This window comes from Streptomyces sp. B5E4, assembly GCF_039871555.1.
GTDB lineage: Bacteria > Actinomycetota > Actinomycetes > Streptomycetales > Streptomycetaceae > Streptomyces.
The window spans coordinates 87,083-102,703 of sequence record NZ_JBDPMI010000030.1 but is presented as its reverse complement, the minus strand read 5'-3'; the positions used below and the strand labels follow the sequence as shown (position 1 = coordinate 102,703).

Sequence of the window (15,621 nt, the reverse complement as noted above, 5' to 3'; positions counted from 1 at the left end):
TCGCTACTGCTGTGTCACTACATCAAACACTTGGCATCGATTACTTGGCACACTGTTGAGTTCTCAAAGAACGGACACTTCCTTCAAAACCCTTCCGGGCCTCTCCGGGCGTTTCCCTTCGGTGTTCTGAACCTTACCAGACCTTTTTCGGTGCGAATTCCCGCTCCGGATCGGGTAGTTCAGAGAGTGCTCTGCTTCGGAGTCATCGTGCCCTCCTGCCCGAGCGACGTGAACAGTACCAGGTCAACCGCGGGCGATGCGAATCGCCCTCACGCGTCCAGGGAGTTGGGCGGAGTGTCGAGTTCTTCGAGTTCGACACCGGGGGCCGCCAGGACCACGTCGCCGGCGATGTGGACCTCACTTTGCTCGCCCGTCTCCAGGTCGCTGACCTGGTAGTTCACCACGCGTAGCCGGCCTGTGTCGGCCTCGTGGGTGTCCTCTCCGGTGCGCGTCCATGCCTGGTCCAGCGTGCGCGGGGCGAGGACCGGATGGGTGAGGGCGACGAGGCGGAGGCGCTGGGGGGCCGGTGTGGAGGGCGGGCCGAGGAGGCGGGTGGTGGCGATGAGGAAGGCCGGGGACGTGCCCGTGAAGCCCTGTGCGCGGGCGTTGCCCTCGCGGGCCTCCGCTCCCGTGGGGTCGGAGCGGACCCAGGTGATGCCGTTCAGGGCGGCGCCGCGGACCTGCCAGCCGGCGGCGTGGAGTTCGAGGCGGACGGGGCGGCCGAGGTGGTCGATCGTGAGGTCGACGGAGCCGGTGGCCGTGCCGTCGGGGGCGGTGGTCCGGGCCGTGTAGCGCCAGCCGGACGCTCCGGGGGCGCAGTGGAAGTGTTCGTCGCCCAGCGGGGTGCCGTCGTACGGGTCGTGGAGGGAATAGCGTCCGCGCGGCATGTCCGGCACCCTACGCGGGCCTGCCGTCCCCGGACGCGCGGCCGCCCGCCCGGGGGTTCCGGGCGGGCGGCCGCGGTGGTGCGGGGCTCAGTACCGGTAGTGGTCCGGCTTGTACGGGCCCTCGACCTGCACGCCGATGTACGACGCCTGTTCCGGCCGGAGTTCGGTGAGCCGGACGCCCAGGGCGTCGAGGTGGAGGCGGGCGACCTTCTCGTCGAGGTGCTTGGGCAGCACGTAGACGCCGGTCGGGTACTCGGAGGTCTTCGTGAACAGCTCGATCTGGGCGATCGTCTGGTTCGCGAAGGAGTTGGACATGACGAACGACGGGTGGCCCGTCGCGTTGCCGAGGTTCAGCAGGCGGCCCTCGGACAGGACGATGAGGACCCTGCCGTCGGGGAAGGTCCAGGTGTGCACCTGCGGCTTGACCTCGTCCTTGACCACGCCGGGCAGCTCGGCGAGGCCGGCCATGTCGATCTCGTTGTCGAAGTGGCCGATGTTGCCGACGATCGCCTGGTGCTTCATCCGCCGCATGTGCTCGGCGAGGATGATGTCCTTGTTGCCGGTGGCGGTGACGAAGATGTCGGCGGTCTCGACGACGTCCTCCAGCCGCGCCACCTGGAAGCCGTCCATGGCCGCCTGGAGGGCGCAGATCGGGTCGATCTCGGTGATGATGACCCGGGCGCCCTGGCCGCGCAGGGACTCGGCGCAGCCCTTGCCGACGTCGCCGTAGCCGCAGATGACCGCGGTCTTGCCGCCGATGAGGACGTCGGTGGCGCGGTTGATGCCGTCGACGAGGGAGTGGCGGCAGCCGTACTTGTTGTCGAACTTCGACTTGGTCACCGAGTCGTTGACGTTGATGGCCGGGAAGAGCAGCGTGCCGGCCTGGTGCATCTCGTAGAGCCGGTGGACGCCGGTGGTGGTCTCCTCGGTGACGCCGCGGATCTCGGAGGAGAGCTGGGTCCACTTCTGCGGCGTCTCGGCCACGGTGCGGGTGAGGAGCTGGAGGATGACGCGCTCTTCGTCGCTCTCCGCGGTGTCGGGCGAGGGGACCTTGCCGTCCTTCTCGAACTCGACGCCCTTGTGGACGAGGAGCGTGGCGTCGCCGCCGTCGTCGAGGATCATGTTCGGACCGCCGGTGTCGGTGCCGGGCCAGGTCAGCGCCTGCTCCGTGCACCACCAGTACTCCTCCAGCGTCTCGCCCTTCCAGGCGAAGACCGGGACGCCGCGGGGGTCGTCCGGGGTGCCGTCGGGGCCGACGGCGACGGCCGCGGCGGCGTGGTCCTGGGTGGAGAAGATGTTGCACGAGGCCCAGCGGACCTCGGCGCCGAGGGCGGTCAGGGTCTCGATGAGGACCGCGGTCTGCACGGTCATGTGGAGCGAGCCGGTGACGCGGGCGCCGGCGAGCGGCTGGGCCTCGGCGTACTCCCTGCGGATGGACATGAGGCCGGGCATCTCGTGCTCGGCGAGCTGGATCTCCTTGCGGCCGAAGACGGCCAGGGACAGGTCGGCGACCTTGAAGTCCGGGCTCGTGGCGGTGGTCGTGGAAGTCACGTCGCAACTCCTTGAGGGTGGTCGGATTCCCTGAGCGCAGACAGGACGTGCGCGCGGCGCGCGTGTGCACGCACGCGTACGGACACACCGGTCCCTCTGCGGCTCAGTCCGCCGGAGGCCCTCTCTCCCCCTCGGCCGGCCCGCTGGCGGGCCACCCGATCGCCATCAGCAGCGACGTCTGGCTCTGCCCCACGAATCTACCGCAGGCCACCCTCGCCGCGGGGGCATGTGGGCAACCGGAACTGGCCATCCCGCGGAGCGGACGGTCGGTGAGACGGCCGGGGCGGGGCGGAGCGCGGACGGTCGGCCGGCGGCCCCTTCCCGCCGGCCCCGGGCCTCGTTACTTGCCGGCCTTCGCGCGGGCGATGTCCGGCTCCAGGTAGATCATCCTCGCCACCGGCACCGCCTCGCGTACCCGCGACTCCGCAGCGTCGATGGCGCGCGCCACCTCGCCCGCCGTGTCGTCGTGCTGCACCGCGATCTTCGCGGCGACCAGCAGCTCGTCCGGGCCGAGGTAGAGGGTCTTGAGGTGGATGACCTGGGTGACGGCGTCGCCGTCGACCAGCGCGGTGCTGATGGCCTCGACGTCGGCTTCGCTGGCGCCCTCGCCGAGGAGGAGGCTCTTGGTCTCGATGGCGAGTATGACGGCGATGATCAGCAGCAGGACGCCGATGGACACCGTGCCGACGCCGTCCCAGACGCCGTCACCGGTGGCGAGGGCGACGCCGACGCCGAGGAGCGCCAGGATCAGGCCGACGAGCGCGCCGAGGTCCTCCAGCAGCACCACGGGCAGCTCGGGGGCCTTGGCGCGGCGGATGAACTGCCACCAGCCCTGGCTGCCCCGTACCTCGTTGGACTCCTTGATCGCGGTGCGGAAGGAGAGGGTCTCCGCGATGATCGCGAAGACGAGGACGCCCACCGGCCAGTACCAGTGGTCGATCTCGTGCGGGTCCTGGATCTTGTGATAGCCCTCGTAGATCGCGAAGAGGCCGCCGACCGTGAAGAGGACGATGGAGACGAGGAACGCGTAGACGTACCTCTCTCGGCCGTAGCCGAAGGGGTGTTCCTTCGTGGCCGCGCGCTTGGCGCGCTTGCCGCCGAGGAGGAGCAGCGCCTGGTTGCCGGAGTCGGCCAGGGAGTGCACGGCCTCGGCGAGCATGGAGGACGAGCCGCTGAAGGCCCATGCCACGAACTTCGCGACCGCGATCGACAAGTTGGCGCCGAGCGCCGCGAGGATCGCCTTCGTACCGCCGCCTGCAGCCATGTGCCGCCGGTTCCCTTCCGTCTGCTTCCGCGGGGCGCGGCGGGAGGCCGCACCCTTCACGGCGGCACATTCTGTCAGCACCGCGGCCGGTGGGCGCAAGCCCTGCCGGCCGCGGCTGTGGACAACCTGCGGCGGGGCGCGGAGATCCGGGTCGGTGGCGGTCAGTTGGCCGTCGTGGCGCGGAAGAGCGTGCCGGAGCCGGTGGCGTGCAGTGTGCCGTCGGCGGCCGGGACGAAGGCCGACTCGCCGCGGTGCAGGGCCAGGTGCCGGCCGGCGGCGTTGGTCAGCTCGGCGCTGCCGTCGGTGCACAGCAGGATCTGCGGGCCGCCGGCCTCCTCCGGGGGGACGGTGACGGGGCCGTCGTCGAGGTCGTGGCGGTGGAGACGGAAGTCGTCGACGGGGACGGCGTAGCGGCCGTCGGGTCCGGCCCGGAGCACCTCGGGGACGCCGGGGGTGAACGAGACGATCTTCAGCAGCTCCGGCACGTCCACGTGCTTGGGGGTGAGGCCGCAGCGCAGCACGTTGTCGGAGTTGGCCATGATCTCGACGCCGACGCCGTCGAGGTAGGCGTGCGGGACGCCGGCGCCGAGGAAGAGCGCCTCACCGGGCTGCAGTCTGATGACGTTGAGCAGAAAGGCGGCGATGACGCCGGGGTCGCCGGGCCAGGAGCGGGCCAGGGCGCCGTAGGCGGCGTAGTCGGCGGCGTACGGGCTGTCGGTGGTACCCAGCTTCTCCGCCGCCCGGCCCGCTGCCGCGACGGTGGACGCCAGCTCCTCGCGGTCGGCGCGCAGCACGCCGGCGAACACCTCGCGCAGCGCGTCCTCCTCGGGCTGTGCACGCAGGGCGTCGGCGTACGGCTTGAGGCCGTCGACGCCGAGGCCGTCGAGCAGGTCGGCGGCGTCGGCGGGCGGGCGGAAGCCGCACAGGCCCTCGAAGAGGGTGAGGGCGCAGATCAGCTCGGGCTTGTGGTTGGCGTCCTTGTAGTTGCGCTCGGGGGCGGTGGCGGGGACGCCGCGTTCCTCCTCGTCGAGGTAGCCGACGCGGGCCTGGGCGAGGTCGGGGTGGACCTGCAGGGACAGCGGGGCGGCGGCGGCGAGCACCTTGAGGAGGAACGGCAGCCGGGGCCCGAAGCGCGCCACCGTCGCCGGGCCGAGCTCGCCGTCGGGGTCGCCGTCGATCACCTGGTCCAGGGGGACGGGTCCGGCGCCGCGGTCGAGGCGGGAGGGCGCGCCGGGGTGGGCACCCATCCACAGCTCGGCCTGCGGCTCGTCGGTCGGGTCGGTGCCGAGCAGCTCGGGGATGGCGGTGCGGGAGCCCCAGGCGTACGGGCGGACGGTGTTGTTCAGGCGATCCATAGGGCCATCTTCATACGGGTCAGGCGGAACCTGCAGCCAGGGCGAGGTAAACGGCGGTGAAATCGGCGGTGGCGATCAGCTCGCCGGCGGCCTCCAGGAGATCGCCGTCGGACGGTTCCAGCTCGCTGACGGGGGTGCCCTGGGCGGAGGCCAGCTCGCGGGCCGCGGGGGCCGCCTCGCGGGGGGTGCGGGCGGTGTCGGCGGACTCCTCGTGCAGCAGGACGATGCGGGCGCGCAGCGCGGCGGGCTCCTCGACGCGGTCGCGGAAGATGTCGTCGGGGTCGGCGCCGGAGGTGAAGGCCCCGGACAGCAGCATGCTGTGGGCGGCGAGGGCGTCGGGCAGTGTCGCGGGCAGCGCGGGGCGGCCGGCGACGGCGGCCAGTTGGCGGGCGAAGTACCGCGCGGCGACGCCCGCGACGGCGCCCTCGCTCCACAGCAGCGGCAGCGACTCGGCCAGCTCGGCGGCGAGCGTCTTGGCGGGGTTCGCGTACGTCTCGATGGCGGGGCCGCAGCGCTCGGCGACGATGTCGAGGCGGTCGGCGACCCGGGAGAGCGCGTCGTCGGGGGCGTCGATCAGATCGATGCGGTCGGCGAGCGCGAGCAGCGGGGTGAGCAGCGGCCACAGGCCGCCGGTCTCGATCTGCTCGCCGGGGGCGCGCAGCAGCGGCATCGCGAGGCCGCGGGAGGTGGCTATCTCGGTGACGGCGGAGGTGCGGGGGGCGACGGCGGCGACGGTGCAGCCGCGCCGGTACGCCTGCTCGACGAGCGCGGTCAGACCCGGCTCGCGGCCGTAGTCGGTGGCGATGAGCAGCAGGTCGTACGGGCCGGCCCAGCCGGGCAGCGTCCAGTTCAGGGCGCTGGGCTCGGGGCGGGCACCGGTGGGGCGCAGGGCGGTGACGGGGCAGGCGCCGGCGGTCAGCGCGCGCAGCAGGTCGGCGGTGGTCTGCGCGACGGGGCCCGGGGCGGCGACGAGCAGCGCGCGGGGGCGGCCGTCGGGCTGGACCCGGGCGAGGTCGGACTCGGCGGCCTGGCGGGCGGCGATACGCATCTGGGCGCCGGCCTGCGCGACGCTGCGCAGCAGGCCGCGGGCATCGGCGCGGGCGAGTTGGTCGGGGTCGTCGAGCAGCGACTCGTCGAGCATGGCGGCGGGGGCCTAGGCGTGGCGGTGGGCTTCGTCCACGAGCAGGACGGGGATGTCGTCCCGTACCGGATAGGCGAGGCCGCAGGTGGCGGAGGTGCACTGCAGCTCGGGCTCGCCGGGGGCGTCGGAGGCGCCGTCGACCGCCGCGCCGTCCTTGCTCTCGCGCAGCGGGGCGTGGCACGCCGGGCAGGCGAGGATCTCCAGGAGGCTGGCGTCGACCGGCATGTGCGTCCCCTTCGGCTGGCTGCGGCGGTGCTGGGCTCGGCTGTGCGTACGAGCGGCAGGCGCCAGCCTACCGCCGGGCGTACGGGCCCGCCTGCGCGCGGGCGGAACCGGTGGCCGGGCGCCGGGGCGGCCGGTGTACGGGCTGGGGGTAAGGGCCGTACGCCCGGGGGCGCTGCCCCCTACCCCCCGCCCTCTGCGGTGGGCGGTGCCTCAGCCCCGTACCAGCGCCAGCGCCTCGTCCCGTACTCGCGTCATCGTCTCCGCGTCGTCCGCCTCCACGTTCAGCCGCACCAGCGGCTCCGTGTTGGACGCCCGCAGGTTGAACCACCAGCCGTCGCCGGTGACCGTCAGCCCGTCCAGCTCGTCGATCGTGACGCCGTCCTGCCCCGCGTACGCGGCCCTGACCGCCGCGAGCCGGCCGTCCTGGTCGTCGACGGTGCTGTTGATCTCGCCGGAGGCCGCGTACCGGTCGTAGGCGGCGACGAGCTGCGACAGCGGGCCGTCCTGGCCGCCGAGCGCGGCGAGGACGTGCAGCGCGGCGAGCATGCCGGTGTCGGCGTTCCAGAAGTCGCGGAAGTAGTAGTGCGCGGAGTGCTCGCCGCCGAAGATGGCGCCGGTCTTGGCCATCTCCTCCTTGATGAAGGAGTGGCCGACGCGGGTGCGCACGGGCGTGCCGCCGTGCTCCTTGACGACCTCGGGCACGGACCAGGAGGTGATGAGGTTGTGGATGATCGTGCCGCCGCCGTTGCGCTCCAGTTCGCGCGCGGCGACCAGGGCGGTGATCGCGGACGGCGCGACCGGGTCGCCCTTCTCGTCAACGACGAAGCAGCGGTCGGCGTCGCCGTCGAAGGCGAGGCCGGCGTCGGCGCCGGTCCTGCGGACCTCGGCCTGCAGATCGACGATGTTCTTCGGATCGAGCGGGTTGGCCTCGTGGTTGGGGAAGGTGCCGTCCAGCTCGAAGTACATGGGGACGACGTCGACGGGCAGTCCCTCGAAGACGCTGGGCACGGTGTGGCCCGCCATGCCGTTGCCCGCGTCGACGACGACCTTCAGCGGCCGGACGGCGCTGAGGTCGACCAGGGAGCGCAGATGGGCGGCGTAGTCGGCGAGGAGGTCGGTCTCCGTGACGCTGCCGGGCTTCGCGACCGGCGCGGGCGGCCCTTCGGCCTGCCACTGCTCGACTTTGGCGCGGATCTCGGCGAGCCCGGTGTCCTGGCCGACGGGGGCGGCGGCGGCGCGGCACATCTTGATGCCGTTGTACCGCGCGGGGTTGTGGCTGGCGGTGAACATGGCGCCGGGCAGGCCGAGATGGCCGCTGGCGAAGTAGAGCTGGTCGGTCGAGCACAGGCCGATGAGGACGGCGTCCGCGCCGCGGGCGACGGCGCCGCGGGCGAAGGCGGCGGCCAGCGCGGGCGACGAGGGCCGCATGTCATGGCCGACGACGATCTTGTCGGCGCCGGTGGTTTCGGTGAAGGCGGCGCCGAAGAGCTCGACGAGCGGCTCGTCGAGCTGCTCGGGGAAGACGCCGCGCACGTCGTACGCCTTCACGATCGTCGAGAGATCGGTCACGGTTTACCGCCCTTCGCACGCTGCTGAGGCTTGCACAGTACGCGATGGGGCGGACACGCGCCGTCCGGGGCCGGGCCGGTGGGGGGGCTCTGGGCGAGGACGCCGGCGGGCTGCCGGGGTGGGCGGCGGTCAGCCTTCCGGGGAGCGGAGCACCCGCAGGTGGGCGCGGCGCGCGACCTCCATGGGGTCCGCGTCCCGGCCGCCCGGGGCCACCGCGCGCGGGGCGGCCATCCGGTCACTGCCCGGCGCCGCGCGGGGCGGGCGGGCCGCTTCGCGTACGGCGTTGGCCAGGGCCTCCAGGTCGTCGCTGCTGGGCCGCGCGGGTCCCGAGGGGAGCGCGAGCCGGACGACCTCCCAGCCGCGCGGGGCGGTGAGCCGCTCGGAGTGCTCCGTGCACAGGTCGTAACAGTGCGGCTCGGCGTACGTCGCGAGGGGGCCGAGGACGGCGGTGGAGTCGGCGTAGACGTAGGTGAGCGTCGCGACGGCGGCTCGGCCGCATGCGGTGCGCGAACAGCGACGTACAGGGCTCACGACGTTGGACGGTACCGCACTCCTGAGCGGGCCGCGACGACTCACCCTCGCCTCACCCACCCGTGTCGCCCGCCGTCCGGCGCGAAGCCGGTGGCCCATGGCCGAGTTGACCTGCGACGTCGGTCACATCCGCGGGGGATACGACGTTGCAAGTGATCAACCCTGGCTGCAAATCATGTCAATCCAACCGGTTTCGGCGGACTTCGTCCTGTTCATCTGCGAGCCGATTCCTGCGCCGACCGTTCACTTCGCGACATTCCCGGGGTTGCCCCTGGATGGTCTGCGGCGGGCCCGGCGCGGGCTACGCTCATCGGTGATGGAGCACACAGATCGACCGGCGCCGCCCCCAGGGCCCCCGCCGCGCCCGCGCGGCCGCACCCGCGACCGCCACGGCCGCGGCATGCGGGGCCCCGTGGCGCCGCCGCAGGTGCCGCTGGCGGTCAGCCGCTCGGACGCCTTCGTCGACCTGGTGCACGAGTCCGCCACCCGGCTCGAACGCCGCTGGCCCCAGCTCGCCGGCGTCGAGTTCGCCGTCCTCGACGTCCCCGGCGGCGGCAGCGGCGGCCCGGCCGGCTGGGAGGACGACGGCGGGGTGCCGCTCGGCCGCCTCGTCACAGGCGGCGGCGGCCCGGACCGCATCGTCGTCTACCGCCGCCCCGTCGAGATCCGTACGAAGAACCGCGACGAGCGCGCGCTGCTCGTCCACGAGGTGATCGTCGAGCAGGTCGCCGAACTCCTCGGCGTCGCCCCGGAGTCGGTGGATCCGCACTACGGCCAGGACTGACGGCGGCACCGTACGTCAGTCCGTGAGGACGCCCAGGTCCTGCTCGGCGCCCGGGACTTCGACCATGCCCTTGTCGTCGGGGAGGGTCTGGATCGTGAACATCGGGATGCCGTCCTCCTTCGTCTCCAGCGTGCGCGAGGCGTAGAGCTCGCCGCCCGAGACGCGTTCGACGGTGAGCGCGAAGGTGCCCTTGGTCCCGGACGTCTTCGGGGGCTCGACGGTGAGGGTGGTGCGGGGCTTGACCGTGTACGTCTCCTCCGCGGGTTCCCCGCCCTCGCTGCCCGGCGACGCGGTTACCTTGACCTCGACGGCCTTGCCGGGCGCGGTGAGGGACAGGCTCGCGGCCTTCGGCCAGTTCCCGGAGGCGGTGGTGCGCTCCTCGACCGGCGTCGCGGAGGGGATGAACGCCATCTCCTGCTCGGTGTTCTTGCCGCGCGTCACGCGCAGGGCGGCGACGATGGGTGCCGTACTGCCGTCCTCCGGCTCCAGGATCAGCGAACCCACCTCGCCCTGGGTGAGTTTCTGCATGTCGATCGCCGTCGTCATGCCGCTCTTGGCGTGCACCGACTCGTACCCGGCCGGGGTGATCGAGCCGTTGGGTCCCGCGAGCTTCACGGCGAGGTCGGCGTCGTCCTCGCCCGGGACGTAGAGGACGAGGCGCACGGAGGTGGCGTCGCCGGGGATGCCGGGCAGGACCGCGCCGGGCGCGGGTTCGGAGACGGGCTGGAGCCAGTCGCCGCCGACCTGCTCGTCGGCGGCGTGCACGGCGGCGCCGACACGGCCGGCGCGTACGGCGACGTGCACCGCGACGTTGATCGACGGCTCCTCGGCGATCGTGGAGAGCAGCACCGAGACGCTGGAGTGGGCCGGGACCTGGATGCCGTTGCCGGCCTCGCCCTCGACCGGGCCGTCCTTGTCGAACAGCTCCAGGTCGACGACTGCGGCCTCGTCGTCGGGGTTGGTGAGCTGGACGTAGTCGCGGCGCTCGTCGATCGTGCTGGCGCCGGCGAACCAGAACTCGCTGTCCGGGGCGGTGCACCGCGCGCCGGACAGGCCGCGGCCGTCGCCCGCGGTGACGAGCGTCGTCTGCTGCACGCTCCAGCCCGGGGCGAAGTCGCCCTCGGCGGAGCCGACGAGCGCGGGGGCCTCGGCCTCGTCGGTGGTGGCCTCGGCGGGGGTGCCGGCGCGCTTCAGAGGAGCGACGGGGTCGGGGGCGTCGTCGTCCTTCTTCTGTTCGTCGCTCTTGCCGCCGTCGTCGTCCTTCTTCTCCTGTTCATCGGCGGCTTCGGACTCCGTTGTGGCGGGCAGCAGTTCGGCGCTGCCTTCGGCGCTCTCGTCTCCGGGCACGAAGGAGGTGTACGTCGTCTCGCCGACCTCCGTGTCGCCCGGCTGCGGGCACAGCAGGGTGGAGCGCTCGACGGCGATGCGTTCCGCGGCGGGCGCGGCCGTGCCGGCGCCGTCCTCGTCGCCGGGGACGGTGAGGGTGGCGACGCCCGCGGTGACCGCGAGTGCGGCCGCGGCGGCGATCAGGGTGAGGGGGCCGGTCTTCACGGTTTGTCGCTCCCGTCCCGCTCGGCACCCGCGCCGTAGGTCCGTTGGTCGTCGTACGGGCCGGAGTACCGGCCTGCGTCGTACGGCTCCTGCTCGCCGTCGCCGTAGCCCTGCCCGCCCTGCTGGGATACCGCGGGGGCGCCGGGCTGCTGCCGCTCGCCCTGGTACGCGCCGGCGTCGTACTGCGGTTCGTAGGGCGCCTCGTACGACGTCCCGCCGTACTGCCCGCCGTAGCCGGCGCCGTCCCACTCGTAGCCCTGCGGCGGGGCCGCGTACGGGTCGGCGACCGCCGTGTCCCCATAGCCCTGCTCCGCCTGCCCGGCGCCCGCCGGCGCCGTGGCCCAGGCCGGTTGCTCCTCGGGGGCACCGGGCGGAGCCGGCGGCATCGGGGGCGCTTCGGGCGCGGCGCCCGGTACGTCCGCGCCGTCGGGGGCGCCTGCGCCCGCGGCCTCCGCCGCGGCGGCCTGCGCCCGCAGTCGCCGAGCGCGCCGTCCGTCGCCCTCCAGCGCCTGCGCCGGGATCGCCGGCGCGGCCGCTTCCGGCAGGTCGTCGTCCACGTCGCGCCGACGCCCCGGGAGTGCCAGCACCAGCACGACGAGCAGCGCCGCGCCGCGCGCCCAGGTCCACGCGGTGTGCGTCACGGCGGTGTCGTACGTGACGTCCAGCCGCCCGCCGCCGGCGGGCAGTTCGAAGCCCTGCGCCCAGCCGTCGACCGTCGTGGGCTCCAGCGGCTCGCCGTCCAGGGTGGCCTGCCACCCGGCGCTCGCCGCGTCCGCGAGGCGCAGCACGCGGCCCTCGGGGCCCTCCTTGAGGTCGGTGTGCACCTCGACGGGTCCGGCGGCCACGGGCACCGGTTCGGCGGCCCCCCGGCCCGCGTCCTCGCCGGCGACGACGGTGGCGCGGGAGACCCGCGCGTCGACGCGCCAGAGCGCGCCGTCGTCCTGCTGGCTGAGCCGGGTCAGCCCGGGGGTGGCGTCGAGTACGCGGCCGAAGGTGCGCGGAGCGTCGTTGCGTACGAGGACGTAGCGCACGGCGTACGCGCTCAGCTCGGCCGACTGGTCGGCGCCGGAACCGGCCACGAGCCCGGAGACGGTGCCGGAGAGCCGGGAGTTGCCGCCGTCGGCCGCGGCCAGTTCGGCGTCGCCCAGGCGGGTGCCCGCGCCCCGTACGAGCATGTACTCGACCTGGCCGACCGAGCCGCCGATGACCAGCGTGCGCGGCTGGTCGGGCGTGCGGCTCTCCTCCGCGACGAAGGCCGGCACCTGGTCGGCGCCGCCGCGCTCCAGCGGCCCGTCGGCCCCGCGCCACATCCACCCGACGGCCAGCACCAGCGGCCCCACGACGCAGGCGACGGCGACGAGCACCGCGGCCGGCTGCCGCCAGCCGAAGGACTGCTCGGCGACCCGGTGGCGGGCGCCGTCGGCGCCGATGACAGCGGCGGCCAGCAGCGCGAGCCCGTAGACGAGCGTCTGCGGCCCGGTCCAGCCGTCGCCCGCGCCGGCCGCGGCGAGCAGCCCGGCGACGGCGGCGACGGCCCACGCGGCACTCACCGGCAGCCGCCGGTCGGAGCGGAGCAGGGCGGACAGCGCGGCGAGCACGATGCCGACGAGCAGCACGCCGCCGCCCGCGTTGGGGCCGCCGGGCGAGGCGAGCAGCAGGCCGAGCGGGGACACGTCGCCGAGGGAGGTCTCCAGTCCGGCTTCGGTGAAGAAGCCGGACGGTGCGGTCAGCAACTCAAGCGACCAGGGCGCCAGCAGCACCACGGGGGTGACCAGGACGGCCAGTTGACGCACGACGAGGCCGACGGGGCTCTGGCCGCGCACGAGGGTCCAGGCGAGCAGGGCTGCGGCCAGGCAGGCGGCGAGCGGCCAGACGACGGGCGTGAAGGCGGTGGTGACGGTCAGCAGCAGCGCGTACGCCCAGGCGCCGCGCCAGCTCGCCCGGCCGCGCAGCCCGCTCGCGGCGACGGCCGCGCGGGCGAGGAGCGGCAGCAGCACGGCGAGCACCGCGGTGCCGATGCGGCCGGAGGCGAGCGCGCCGGTGGCGGCCGGCAGGAAGGCGTACGCGACGCTGCCCCAGGCGCGCAGCAGCCGGGAGCTGACGAGCGGCCGGGAGGCGAAGTACGCGGTGAAACCGGCCAGCGGCACGGAGCAGACGAGCAGCAGGGTCAGCGCGGCGTTGGTGCTGCCGAACAGGACGGTGCCGAGACCGGCGAGGAACGCCAGGTAGGGCGGCGCGTCCTGGGTGCCGCCGGTGCCGACGGGGTGCCAGGAGTCGGCGTAGGAGGACCAGAGGTCGCCGGCGTCTGCGGGGGCGGGCAGCAGCGCGCCGCCGATGAGGGCGCCGCCGCCGATCAGCTCGCGGCACGCGATGAGCGCGACGAGCAGCAGGATGGCGAAGAGCACCGGCCCCGGCTTGCGCGCCACTCGCTTCAGCCGGGCGAACTGCTCGACTTCGAGAAAGTCGGCATCGTCGTCGCCGGGGCCGGTCTCGACGGCGCCGCCGTGCCGGCCGCCGCCGGACAGCTCGGGCTCGGAGCGGCCGCTGAAGTTACTGAGCACCTGCTCGACGGTGGCGCGTACGGTCGCGCCGCGGCCGGGGAAGAGGGGCTTGAGGTCGCCGGGCGGCACGGCGGGTTTGCCGCGCCGGCGGCGGGCGGCGGCGATGCGGTGCGGGCGCAGCAGCACGGCGCCGAGTCCGGCGACTTCGTCGAGGGCCTGGCGCGGGACCTTGCCGACGAGGTACGCCAGCGTGCGCAGCAGGGTGCCGAGGACGAGCCGGAAGGCGATGTACGGCAGCGCCGCCGCGGTGCAGTTGACCAGCAGCGTGTACGCGGCACCGGCCTTGTCGACGCGGTGCGGGCTCGCTCCCTTTGCGGTCTGCCCGGATCTGCCCATGCAGTCGATGGAGCGCCGCTCGCGGGCGGCGGCCTCGGCGTGCCGCATGACGGCGTCGGGCTGGACGACGACCCGGTGGCCGGCCTTGTGGGCGCGCCAGCACAGGTCGACGTCGTCGCGCATGAGGGGCAGCCGGGCGTCGAAGCCGCCGAGTTGGTCGAAGACGTCGCGGCGGATGAGCATGCCGGCGGTGGAGACGGAGAGCACGTCGCGGATGCCGTCGTGCTGGCCCTGGTCCTGCTCGCGGCGGTCGATGCCGGTCCAGCGGCGGCCGCTGTGGGCGATGGAGACGCCGGCCTCCAGCAACTGCCTGCGGTCGTACCAGCTGCGCAGCTTGGGGCCGATGATCGCGGCGGAGGGCATGTCGTCCGCGAGGCGGAGCATGGCGGCGAGCGCGCCGGGCTCGGCGGCGCAGTCGTCGTGCAGCAGCCACAGCCACTGGACGGGCTCGCCGTGCGGGAGCTCCGGCATGTCGTACGCGTCGTCGCGCCAACTGCGGCTGACGGGGTCCCAGCCGCTGGGGCGGCGCAGGTACGGCAGTTGGTCGGGCGTGAGCACGCCCGCGGTACGGGCGGCCTCGGCGGCGGCGGTGCCGAAGCCGGTGCGGCGGGCGAGGTGGAGCACGCGCTCGGCGCCGAGGGCTTCGGTGAGGATGCGGGCGGAGCCGTCCCCGCTGCCGGTGTCGGCGGCGATGACGTTCTGCACGGGGCGCTCCTGCGCCGTGAGCGCGGCGAGCGCGTCGGGCAGCCACCGCTCGCCGTCGTGCGAGACGAGCACGGCGGTGACGACGTGCCGCGGAAAGGCGGGGGCGCCGTCGCCTTGGGCGGCCGCGGTCGTCCCGGGCCGGCCTGCTGCGTCGGCTGCGGCGGCCGGGTAGCCGGCCGCGTAGTCAGCGTTGCTGTGCTCGGACATCGAGGTGCGGACCCCTGGTGGAGTCCGGGTCACCTCCCGGGAATGTGGCGGCTGTCGTGGACGGTGCCCCACACTAGAGGGTCCCTCCGTCACAGGGCGACTTGGCGGACGATCCCCAGGCCGCCACGGGGTTCCGCCGAGGTCACGTACGCCGTTCGGGCGCAGGGCGCACGCCCGCGCGAATCCCGCGGGGCCGTGCTCGCAGCGCCGGGCCCGCCCGGCGCGCGGCTGTGCCGCCGGCTACAGCGCCGCTTTCTTCAGCCGTCGTCGCTCGCGCTCGGACAGGCCGCCCCAGATGCCGAAGCGCTCGTCGTTGGCGAGGGCGTACTCCAGGCACTCGGACCGGACTTCGCAGGCGAGGCAGACCTTCTTGGCCTCGCGTGTGGATCCGCCCTTCTCCGGGAAGAAGGACTCGGGATCGGTCTGGGCGCACAGCGCGCGCTCCTGCCACCCGAGCTCCTCGTCCGCCTCCTCGACCAGCACCTGCTGGAACAGCTCGGTCATGTGCGCCCCTCGTCTTTGCTTCCCCGTGATGTTGCCGTTACTGAATCGCCTGAACGGACACGTGTGAAATTACAGGTACGCCGCTCTGGCACAGTCAAGCCGGGATCTGCTATTGGACCTCTTATTCACCCTGCGGCACCAAGCCCTTGTGAATAGTGTTCATATCGGCAAAGACCATGACAGTCCGATAGACCGCGATCCCGGCAGGCACCCCTACCGGGGAAGACGATCGGGGCTACGGCGTCGTTGCGGCCCGCCCGGCAAAGCGAAGAAGATCACAGTCGCGTCACGGATGCACAACGGCACCCCGGCCCCGATGGTCGCCCTGCGGTTGGTCGCCGTCTCTCCGTACAACGGGATGAATAAACCTTTCGCCACGCCCGGCAACCGGAAGGTGTGAATCCTTGCGGGCAACCCGGACATCCAGTTGACAATCACCGCCGGATCCGC

The 15,621-nt window shown here is 73.6% G+C and carries 12 protein-coding genes; 1 reads left to right on the top strand and 11 read right to left on the bottom strand.

Translation table 11 applies throughout. The features are described 5' to 3' along the window. Nucleotides 1-269: 269 nt before the first annotated feature. From ABGA99_RS29620 to ABGA99_RS29585, 8 genes are all read right to left on the bottom strand, one after another. The gene (locus ABGA99_RS29620) at nucleotides 270-887 is read right to left on the bottom strand and encodes a hypothetical protein (RefSeq protein WP_347583810.1); all 618 of its coding nucleotides are present in this window, start codon (nucleotides 885-887) and stop codon (nucleotides 270-272) included. A gap of 87 nt (nucleotides 888-974) precedes the next feature. Next, entirely contained in the window at nucleotides 975-2,438 is a 1,464-nt protein-coding gene (ahcY, locus tag ABGA99_RS29615) for an adenosylhomocysteinase (protein WP_347583809.1), read from the bottom strand. A 340-nt stretch (nucleotides 2,439-2,778) separates the two neighbouring features. After that, the gene (locus tag ABGA99_RS29610; protein WP_347580498.1) at nucleotides 2,779-3,702 is read right to left on the bottom strand and encodes a cation diffusion facilitator family transporter; all 924 of its coding nucleotides are present in this window, start codon (nucleotides 3,700-3,702) and stop codon (nucleotides 2,779-2,781) included. Between the two features lie 161 nt (nucleotides 3,703-3,863). After that, nucleotides 3,864-5,057 (bottom strand): mannose-6-phosphate isomerase, class I, encoded by a 1,194-nt coding sequence (manA, locus tag ABGA99_RS29605; protein ID WP_347580499.1) that lies wholly within the window; start codon nucleotides 5,055-5,057, stop codon nucleotides 3,864-3,866. A 19-nt stretch (nucleotides 5,058-5,076) separates the two neighbouring features. Then, nucleotides 5,077-6,198, bottom strand: a complete 1,122-nt coding sequence (locus ABGA99_RS29600; protein ID WP_347580500.1) for an SIS domain-containing protein — start codon at nucleotides 6,196-6,198, stop codon at nucleotides 5,077-5,079. A gap of 12 nt (nucleotides 6,199-6,210) precedes the next feature. Further along, nucleotides 6,211-6,423 (bottom strand): Trm112 family protein, encoded by a 213-nt coding sequence (locus ABGA99_RS29595; RefSeq protein WP_347580501.1) that lies wholly within the window; start codon nucleotides 6,421-6,423, stop codon nucleotides 6,211-6,213. Between the two features lie 210 nt (nucleotides 6,424-6,633). Next, a complete protein-coding gene (locus ABGA99_RS29590; protein ID WP_347580502.1) occupies nucleotides 6,634-7,992 on the bottom strand; it encodes a phosphomannomutase/phosphoglucomutase in 1,359 nt (452 codons plus the stop codon). A gap of 129 nt (nucleotides 7,993-8,121) precedes the next feature. Then, nucleotides 8,122-8,622 (bottom strand): DUF3499 domain-containing protein, encoded by a 501-nt coding sequence (locus tag ABGA99_RS29585; RefSeq protein WP_347580503.1) that lies wholly within the window; start codon nucleotides 8,620-8,622, stop codon nucleotides 8,122-8,124. Nucleotides 8,623-8,923: 301 nt separating this feature from the next. Here ABGA99_RS29585 and ABGA99_RS29580 point away from each other — a divergent pair, with 301 nt between their 5' ends. Continuing rightward, entirely contained in the window at nucleotides 8,924-9,307 is a 384-nt protein-coding gene (locus tag ABGA99_RS29580; RefSeq protein ID WP_347580578.1) for a metallopeptidase family protein, read from the top strand. Nucleotides 9,308-9,322: 15 nt separating this feature from the next. Here ABGA99_RS29580 and ABGA99_RS29575 read toward each other — a convergent pair whose 3' ends face one another. The 3 genes from ABGA99_RS29575 to ABGA99_RS29565 all read right to left on the bottom strand — a co-directional run bounded on the left by ABGA99_RS29575 (nucleotide 9,323) and on the right by ABGA99_RS29565 (nucleotide 15,171). Further along, the gene (locus tag ABGA99_RS29575) at nucleotides 9,323-10,858 is read right to left on the bottom strand and encodes a DUF5719 family protein (RefSeq protein WP_347580504.1); all 1,536 of its coding nucleotides are present in this window, start codon (nucleotides 10,856-10,858) and stop codon (nucleotides 9,323-9,325) included. Beyond that, nucleotides 10,855-14,667, bottom strand: a complete 3,813-nt coding sequence (locus tag ABGA99_RS29570) for a glycosyltransferase family 2 protein (protein WP_347580505.1) — start codon at nucleotides 14,665-14,667, stop codon at nucleotides 10,855-10,857. The genes ABGA99_RS29575 and ABGA99_RS29570 overlap by 4 nt, the downstream gene beginning before the upstream one ends. Nucleotides 14,668-14,907: 240 nt before the next feature. Next, nucleotides 14,908-15,171, bottom strand: coding sequence for a WhiB family transcriptional regulator (locus tag ABGA99_RS29565; protein ID WP_018840771.1), 264 nt, complete (start codon nucleotides 15,169-15,171; stop codon nucleotides 14,908-14,910). Nucleotides 15,172-15,621: the final 450 nt, after the last annotated feature.